Source organism: Xanthomonas maliensis (assembly GCF_009192945.1).
GTDB classification, from domain to species: domain Bacteria; phylum Pseudomonadota; class Gammaproteobacteria; order Xanthomonadales; family Xanthomonadaceae; genus Xanthomonas; species Xanthomonas maliensis.
In genome coordinates, this window is sequence record NZ_NSET01000078.1 from 18,543 (window position 1) to 27,559 (window position 9,017).

At 65.3% G+C, this 9,017-nt stretch carries 4 protein-coding genes; 1 reads left to right on the forward strand and 3 read right to left on the reverse strand.

The window, feature by feature from the left end; genetic code table 11:
* Nucleotides 1-69 precede the first annotated feature (69 nt).
* The 3 genes from CKY51_RS20565 to CKY51_RS20575 form a co-directional block, all read right to left on the reverse strand.
* Nucleotides 70-3,105, reverse strand: a complete 3,036-nt coding sequence (locus CKY51_RS20565) for a TonB-dependent receptor (protein WP_152249821.1) — start codon at nucleotides 3,103-3,105, stop codon at nucleotides 70-72.
* A gap of 320 nt (nucleotides 3,106-3,425) precedes the next feature.
* Entirely contained in the window at nucleotides 3,426-6,464 is a 3,039-nt protein-coding gene (locus tag CKY51_RS20570) for a TonB-dependent receptor (RefSeq protein WP_152249823.1), read from the reverse strand.
* 156 nt (nucleotides 6,465-6,620) lie between these two features.
* Nucleotides 6,621-7,670: a LacI family DNA-binding transcriptional regulator gene (locus CKY51_RS20575; protein ID WP_031339020.1), complete on the reverse strand. Its 1,050-nt coding sequence runs from the start codon at nucleotides 7,668-7,670 to the stop codon at nucleotides 6,621-6,623.
* 398 nt (nucleotides 7,671-8,068) lie between these two features.
* On the opposite strand from CKY51_RS20575, the gene CKY51_RS20580 reads away from it, so the two are divergent.
* Nucleotides 8,069-9,017 (forward strand): hypothetical protein (locus CKY51_RS20580; RefSeq protein ID WP_152249824.1); only part of this gene is annotated, 949 nt, incomplete at its 3' end.

Here is a 9,017-nt window from a genome sequence, read left to right on the forward strand (position 1 = left end):
GAACGTGAGCAGCCGGTCCATTGCCGGCGTCCCACGCGTGCGGCAGGTGCGTGGGACGCCGACAGACGATCAGAACTTGGCGCCCACTTCCAGCACGACGCTACGCGGCACGTAGTTGATTTCGCCGCTGGTATTGATGCTGATGTCCGGATCGAACCGGCCATTGCTGCCGAAGCCGTTGTAGGCGTAAGCGCTGTAGTTCTTGAAGTTGAAGGCGTTGAGCAGATTCACCCGCGCCGACATCTTGAAGTTGCCGACCACGGTGAACTCCTTGGTGGCCTGGAAGTCCACCGTCCGGTAGCCCCAGATATCGCCGCCCACCAGGAACTTGCCACTGCCTGGCGGGGTGACGCCGACCTGTTGGCAGGTCGCACCATCGGGATCGGTGAAACCGAAGCAGGCAATCGTGTTGATCGGCTCGGGCGTGGCCAGCACCAGCTTGGCACCGAAGGTCACGCCCCACGGGCCATCGACCGAGCCGGAGGCGACGAAGCGATGCGCGGCCACCGCGTCGGATTTGACGAACGGGTAGTCGTGGATGGTCGCCTTGTCGAAGCCGTACGGCTCATCGATATTGCGGTTCTGGCGCGCGCTGGTATGGGTGTAGGACAAGGTCAGGCCCCAGCCGGATTCCTTGGTGTACGGCTTATCGGCCGACAGCAGCACCTGGCTGTTGCGTTGTTCCAGGCCGTTGCTGCCCAGGATGGTGTTCTGGTAGCCCGGCACCGGCTCGCCCCACGGCACGTTGCCATTCTGGAAGTAGGAGCCATCCGGATAGCGGTTGATCAAGCCCATCGCAAACCCGTCGTAGCTCAGGATGCGTTGGAAGGTCACATCGGTCAGCCAGTCGCCGACCTGGGTGGTGATGCCGATGCTGTACTGGTCGCTGTACGGGGTCTTGAGCTTGTTGTTGAACATGAACAATTCGGCGCTGCCGGCGACACCGGGAATGGTGTTGAGCTGATCGATGCCGTTGAGGTAACGCGGATCGAACGCCACGCAGGTGCGATCGGCGCGATAGCAGGTCCCGGTCGCCGGGTTCTGGAAGTACACCGCCACCGGTGACAACGCCGCCTTGCTGGTTTCCAGTGCCAGTTGCTCAAAGAGATTGCGGTCGTACGAGCGCGCCGCGCCGCCGTGCACGATGGCGGCTTCGTCGCCGAAGATGTCGTACGAGAAACCGAACCGCGGCGCCCAGGCATCCTTGAAGTTCTTGCGGTTGTTGCCGGTGCTGATGTACTCGGCCACGTTGATGCCGCTGGGCAGCAGACGATTGGCCCACGGCTGGCCAGGATTTTCTGCGTCGTTGGCATACAGCGCGTCGACGAAGGCCTGCGAGGTGACGAAGTTGGTGTAGGCCGGGGTGTCTTCGTAATCCCAGCGCACGCCGATGTTGATCATTAGCTTGTCGGTAGCGGCCCAATCGTCCTGCAGGTAGATGCCGTATTGCTTGGACGGCGAGACCACGGTGGCGCGCTGGCCGGGCGTGTTGTAAGGCGCAATGAAGTCCACGCGATAGGGCGTGCTCTCTGCGCGGCCGCCATCGACGCGATAACTGAACTGCGGATTCAGCGCCGCCGAATCCTGCGAGGTCAGTTTGATGTCCTTGTAATTCACACCCATCTTGATGGTGTGCTCGCCGTGCCACTGGAAGCTGGTGAAGGTCAGGTCGTTCTGCACGAACCAACCCTTCTGACTCTTGCGCTGCGCATTCTTGCCGCCGGCCGAACCGGTGGTCAGGAAGGTGCGCTCGTCGATATCGGTGGACCCGGAACGCGGCTGGAAGTAGGTGTAGACGATGCCGTTGCCCAGCGTGCGCGGGGTCGGATTGTTCTCCGAGTCTTCGCTGCCAACGATCAGTTCGTTGAACCAGTTGTCGGCACTATGCTGCCAACGCAGATTGGTGCGCTTGTCCTTGTTGATCTTGTCGGTGGCCTGCGCCAGCGTATTGGTGCCGCCGACGTTGGCGGTCTGCGTCTCGTCGCGGTAGATCGTGCTCAACTCCAGGCGATCGCGATCGCTGGGCTCGAAATCGATCTTGCCGAAAAACAGGTCTTCCTCGAACGGCATGTTGGCCGGGCCGTACTGGCTGGCCAGGTCGGCCGGCAGCTGATTGACGAACGCGGCTGCCTCCGAGCTCGGCTGCACGCTCTTGGGCGCCACGTTTTCCTTGCCTTCGTAGGCCACGAAGAAGTGCATGCGGTCCTGGATGATCGGCCCGCCCAATGCAAAGCCGTATTCCTTGGTCTGCGAATCGATCTTGCCATTGGCTTCTTCGTCGGGCCGCTTGTCGCGCAGGTCCTGATCGGTATAGCGGTAGAACGCTTCGCCGTGGAACTCGTTGGTGCCCGATTTGGTGGCCGCGGTGATCGCCGCGCCGCTGATCTGGCCGTACTCGGCCTTGTAGTTGGAGGTAATGACCTTGTATTCGCCGATCGCCAGCTGCGGGAACGGATTGCCCTGGGTGTCGCTCTGGCCGGCGACGCCGCCGCTGCGCACGTAGCTCTTCTGGCCCACGCCATCGATGTAGAGATTACCGGCGCTGGCATTGGACGCACCGCCGCGCAGCTTGGTGTTGCCGTTACCGTCGACCTGGAACACCATGCCCGGCACGGTATCGGCGAACTCCAGGAAGTTACGCGTGGCCTGCGGCAGCTGCTGGATCTGCCGCGCGCTGATGGTGTTGCCCACCTCGGACGTCTTGACGTCGCGGATCATCGGCGCACTGACCGTGACCGTGTCCAGCGTGGTCGCATCGCCCGCCGGCGCTGCGGCCGGCTCCGTGCCCAGATCGACGGTCGCGGTGGAGGCCACCGACAACGTCACCGTGCGGCTGACGCCATTGGATTCGACCTTGTAGGTGCCCGGCTGCAGGCCGACGATGGTGTAGTTGCCATTGGCGTTGACCGGCGCGCGCCGCACCGACCCGGTGGCGATGTTGGTGACGACGACTTCGCTGCCGCCCTGTGCTGCGGCGACCTGGCCACGCAAGGTGGCGTTGCTGGACTGGGCCAGCGCGGAACCGCTGCCGAAAAGCGCGCCGACGAGTGCGCAGCACAACAGGCTGCGTGCGGGCAAGGTAGAAACGCGACGGTGATGCGACATGACTTTCCCCCTCCTGGGGTTCGAACACGCAGCCGACGCCCCGCTGCAAGGCGGAGCCGGAGACGTGGTGTGGATGAAACGGATCGTGAAGCCGACAACAGGGAGCCACATAGCGAGTGGTCAGACGCGTCCTGCGCGATGCAGGCCATGCCCACAGGGCATCGCGGCAGCACACCGCGGGGACCGACTGACGATTGGCGAGGACCGCCAAACCGGACGCATTCCCAACGCGCCCGCACGCTGCCGCCACCGCCGGTCGGCGGTGGCGGCGCAGGCCGGTCGTCTTCGCAAGGCGCGAAGACGATCGGCCGCGAAGGCGCTTACCAGATGATGCGCGCGCTCATGAACAAGGTGCGTGGCGGCGTGGACATCGCACCGTACTGGTTGATGCTGACCCGCGGGTCGTACACGCCATTGCTACCCCAGTCGATGCCGTACTGGTCGTAGTTGCGGAAGTTCAACGCATTGATCAGGTCGCCGCGTACCTGCACGGTCACCGTGTCGGTGACATGCATGTCTTTGGACAACGACAGATCCAGCTGACGGGTCCCGAAGATGTCGCCGCCGGCGATGAACTTGCCGCCCGGCGCATCCACCGAGACGATACGGATGTTCTCCGACGGCTGGCCACCGTACTGATCGTAGGACACCGCCTCGTTGCGCGGCGGCACCGTGGCCAGGGTCAGCTTGGCCGAGGCGCTGATGCCCCAGAACAGGTCGTAGATACCGGTCAGCACCAGCCGGTGGCGCGGCACCGCATTGAGGTCCAGGAACGGGTAGTTGGCGATGGTGGCGGCATCGAATCCATAGCGGTCGTCGTTGCCGCGATTGCCGCGTGCACGCGAGAACGTATAGGCCGCGGTGAACCCCCAGCCGCTTTCCTTGGTGTAGGCCTTGTCGGCCGACAGCAGCAGCTGACCGGTCTTGGTCTCCACGCCGTTGTTGCCGATGATCAGCGAGCCGAAGCCGGACGGATTCTCGCTCCACGGCTGGCTACCACCCTGGAAGAAATCGCCATTGGGATAGCGGTTGCCCAGGGTGAAGATAAAACCTTCCTTGCTGTGGATGTACGACAGCGTGGCCGAGGTGTTCCACTGGCCCAGCTGGGTCCGCAGGCCCAGGGAGTACTGGTCGGAGTAGGGCGTCTTCAGATCGTTGTTGAGCAGGTCGATCTCGCCGTTGCGCACGCGCGAATTGACCAGGCCATTCAGGCTGCCCGGATCGGTCTGATACGCCGGATTCCAGTTGACGCAGGTACCCGGTGCCGGGGTGCAACCGGTGGTTTCGGCGAAGCGGATGGTGTATTGCGCGAGTGCCGACTTGACCTGCTCCAGGCCCAGCACGTCGAACAGGTTGCGGTCGTAGCTGCGGCCGGCACCGCCGAACAACACCAGCGACTCGTCGCCGCGGAAGTCGTAGGAGAAACCCAGGCGCGGTGCGAAGTTGTTGTTGTCCTGCTTGCGATTGCGGCCGTTGCTGATGTAGTCGTTGATGTTGACGCCGCCCTTGGCCAGTTGCTCGGCATAGGTCGCACTGACGGTCGGATCGGTGCCAGGGCCGTTCAATGCAGCCACCACTTCCGGCGGGGTCACGTTGTCCAGGTAGGACGGAATCTTCTCGCCATCCCAGCGCACGCCCAGGTTCAACTGCAGCTTGTCGTTGACGTCCCAATCGTCCTGGATGTACAGGCCCAACTGCTTGCTCTTGGTCGTCACCGACGGTGCAGCGCCGGCAAAGGGCAGGTTGAACTTCACCTGGTACGGAATCGGCGAAGTTCCCACACCGTCCGCCACGGCGTAATAGAACGAGGGATTGACCGCAGAGTTTTCGCTCTGGGTCAGCTCCACGTCCTTGTACTTCACGCCCATCTTGATGACGTGGCTGCCGTGCCAGTCGATGCTGTTGAGGGTGAGGTCGTTCTGGAAGCTGGGGCCCTTCTGCCCCTTGCGCTGGATCGCCAGGCCGCTGGTGGCGCCGTCGTTGAGCAGCACATCGTCCTCGGCGATGCCGCGGGTGTAGATCTGTTGATTGCCCAGGGTGTACGCATTGGGATTGAACAGCACGTCCTCGTAGGAGATGCGTGCCTCGTTGACGTAGCGCTCGCCAAAATGCTGCCAGCGCAGGTCGTAGCGCTTTTCGGTGTTGTAGTTGATCTTGCTGGCGATGGCCGTGGTCTGGTCGCCGACGCCGTCGCGGCTGTTCTCGTCGCGGTACTTGCCGGTCAGTTCGAGGCGGTCGTTGTCGCCGATGTCCCAGTCGATCTTGCCGAAGTACAGGTCTTCGTTGAACGGCCGGGTGACCGAGCCCAGTCGACTCTGCACGCCGGCCGGCAGGTCGTCGCTGAAGGAGCTGAATTGATCCGGCACGGCGACCGGATCGGCCGAGACCTCGAAGCCCTTGCCTTCATAGCTGAAGAAGAAATGCGCCTTGTCCTTGACGATGGGGCCGCTCAGCGCGAAGCCGTACTCGTCCTGATGGGTCTGGCGCTTGCTGCCGTCGGCATTGGGTGCACCGGCGCGTTCGTCGGGCTGGCGGGCGCGGAAATCGGTGTTGGTGGTGCGACCGAAGATTTCGCCGTGGAATTCGTTGCCGCCGGACTTGGTCGAGGCCACGATCGCCGCCGAACCGACCTGGTCGAACTCGGCCTTGTAGTTGGAGGTGATGACCTTGTACTCGCCGATCGCCAGCTGCGGGAACGGATTGCCTGCGCTCTGTTCCTGTCCGGAAACGCCGCCGAACAGATAGCTTTTCTGGCCCACGCCGTCGATATAGACGTTGACCGCCGAGCTGGCCTGCGCGCCGCCGCGGATCTGGCTATTGCCGTTGGAGTCGGTCTGGAACTGCATGCCCGGCACGGTATCGGCGAACTCGAGGAAGTTGCGCGTGAGCTGCGGCACGGTGTTGATCTGCTTCAGCGACACATTGGTGCCGACTTCGGAGGTCTTGACCTCCTGCAGTGCGGTGGCGGTGACCTTGACCGTATCCAGGGTGGTGGCGTTGGCATCTGCCCCCGGGGTTGTCGCGGCGCCGCCGCTGCCCAGGTTCAGGCTGAGCGAGGAGGCGACCGACAGCGTCACCGTTTTTTCCGTGCCAGGGCCGGCATCCACCTTGTAGGTGCCCGGAGGCAGGCCGACCAGGGCATAGCTGCCGTCTGCACCGGTGGCGACGCGGCGGACGGCGCCGGTGGCGACATTGGTGGCGGTGACGGTGGTGCCGGCCTGCGCGGACGCGACCTGGCCGCGCAAGGTGGCGTTGCTGGACTGCGCCAGGGCCGGCCCAGCGATGGCCAACGAGGCGGCCAGGGCACAACACAGCAGGCGGCGGGCCGGCAGGGTCGAAGCGGTACGGTAACTCTTCATGGCGTTCCCCCTCCCAGGGGTCAGGCGCGTACCGGTGGGAGACGGCATGGCGCAAGTGGTGCAGTGTTTCGATGACGCCGAACGACGTCGGTCACAACGGGTGTTAAAAAAACATAAGAAACCGCAAAGAGCGCGTGAAGATGCGACGCGTGCCGGTTATCCGCTCGGTACGCTGCGCGACGCACTGGACGCACGCACGATCAACTCCGGCACCATCTCCGAGAAGGCCGGCGGCGCAGCGTCGGGCGGCGGCGGCGGCGCATCCGGCAATTGCTGCGCCAGCAGCAACTGCAGCGCGCGCGCGCCCAGGCCGGCAATGTCCACCCGCATGGTGGTCAGGGCAGGGAGGACGTAGCGGGCCATCGGCACATCATCGAATCCGGCCAGGGCGATGTCCTGCGGCACCTTCAGGCCGGCATGGCCCAGCGCGAACAGGCAGCCCAGCGCCATCATGTCGTTGGCGGCGAACACCGCATCCGGGCGTGCGTCCTGGGCCAGCACCTGGCCGGCACGGTAGCCGGATTCCTCATCGAAGTTGCCCGGCAGTACCCAGGGCTGCGCCTGCGGATCCAGTGCCAACTCGTCGCGATAGCCGCGCAGGCGTTCGCGGGCGTCGTAGTTGTCTTCGGGGCCGGCAATGAAGGCGATGCGCTGATGGCCGCAGGCACGCAGGTGCCGGGTCATTGCGCGCGCGCCGCCATAGTTGTCCACGTTGAGGATCGGGTGCTGGCTGGCTTGGCCGGCGCAGTTGAGCAGGACCGCCGGCAGGCTGCCCGGCAGCGCCGTCGCCTGCAGCCCGGGCTCCAGCGATGGCGACATCACCACCACCCCGTCCACACGCCCCGGCAAGCGTTCCAACGCCTGACGCTGTGCCTGCGGATCGCCGTGCGAACTGGACACCAGCAGGTGATAACCCTGCGCGCGTGCCACCTGGTCGATGCCGCGGATCAATTCGGAAAAGAATTCCCCGTGCAGGTCCGGTAACACCACGCCGATGGTGTGGGTGCGGCGGCTACTGAGGCTGCGCGCGGCATGATGGGGGATGTAGTGCAGCGCGCGCGCCACCTGCAGCACGCGCTCGCGCACCGATTCGGCGACGTGCTGATGGCCGTTCATGGTGCGCGAAACGGTCGCGACCGAGACCTGTGCTTCCCGAGCGACGTCCTTGATGGTGACGTTGCCGCGCTCGGACCGGGGGCGACTCATGCCGGCCGCCTCTGCCGCGCACGCCCACAGCCCGCCCGCGTCGTCGGCGTCTGCGTGGGCAGAGCGATCATGGCCAAGCTGCACATGAAGGACATGGGTCCCATCCGATGGAGACCTGAGAGCGGGATGGCGCGCACGCTATCAGGATCTGCAAGCGCTTACATGATGCGCCGCAACATTCGATCAAACCCAGCTGGCGCAAGGCCTGCGCGCCGATCCGTGGACAACTTTGTCCGAAGCAAGACAGTGACGGTCATCGCTGGACAGGGACAGCCAAGCCTGCCGTCATGACCGGCTGCCGTTGCGGCCTTGTCCGACCCGTCAGGCCGTCGTCGCTGCCTTGCCGCGGTCGCATCCAGCTAGCAAGATGCGCCGATCAACAGGGGAATCTCGTCCGCATGTCGTCTTCTACCGTCCGCCCAGCTCGGTTCCCGCCGCTCGGCTGGTTGCTGCTGGCGCTGCTGTGCCTGGGCGGTTGCCAGCGGCACAGCGCACCGGCGGCCCTGCCCGGCGCCGAGGCCGAGCCTGCGGCGGCCATGCAGGCCATGGTCATGCCGCTGCGCAATGACGATCTGGTGGCCTATGCCCGGCTGCGGGTAACGCCGGCGCAGTACACCGGGCTGGAAGCCGCGTGGCGGTCCGGGAGCAGCCGCTGGCCGTTGACCGAGCTGCCGCTGCCCAACGAGATCGCCAGCCTGCTGGACACGCTGTCGGCCAGCGATGCCGAGCGCAGCCTGCAGCGGGCCTTCGACCAACAACTGGCCGGTCAGGCGCAGGGCCTGCGCCAGGCCGCGCAGTCGCTCGGTCAGTTCGGCGTGCAATACCTGCACAGCCGCAACGACTATCCACCCGAGCAGCGCGCGCACTACGTGCAGCTGGTGGATGCCTTGAGCGCCTGGGCGGCGCAAGCCCCGCTGGCCGACCGTGCCCGCGCCAAGGCCAGCATCGCCACCCTGGTCGCCGCCGCGCGCGCCACCGGCATTCGCTCCGATGCCGACCTGCAACGGCTGGGCATGGAAGAAAGCTTGCGCCGGCTCGGCCCGTTCTGGGCCGCCTGCAAGACCGTGCTGGTGCGTTACGACCTGTCGCTGGACGACAGTCTGGATGCCTTGCGCACCGGCCTGGTCAAGCAGGATGGCGAGCGCGCCCAGGTCCGGCTGCGCTACCCGCTGGCGGCCCGCGACATCGACATCACGCTGTGGCTGCGCAAGCGCGATGGCCACTGGTATCCGCAGCAGACCCAGGACGAGGTCGAGGCCCTGTTGGCTGCTGCGCCCGCTGCGCCGAGCGCCGGCGCCACGCCCCCGGCGCCGGCTGCGCCGCCACCCGCGCCGCGCGCTGGCGGCG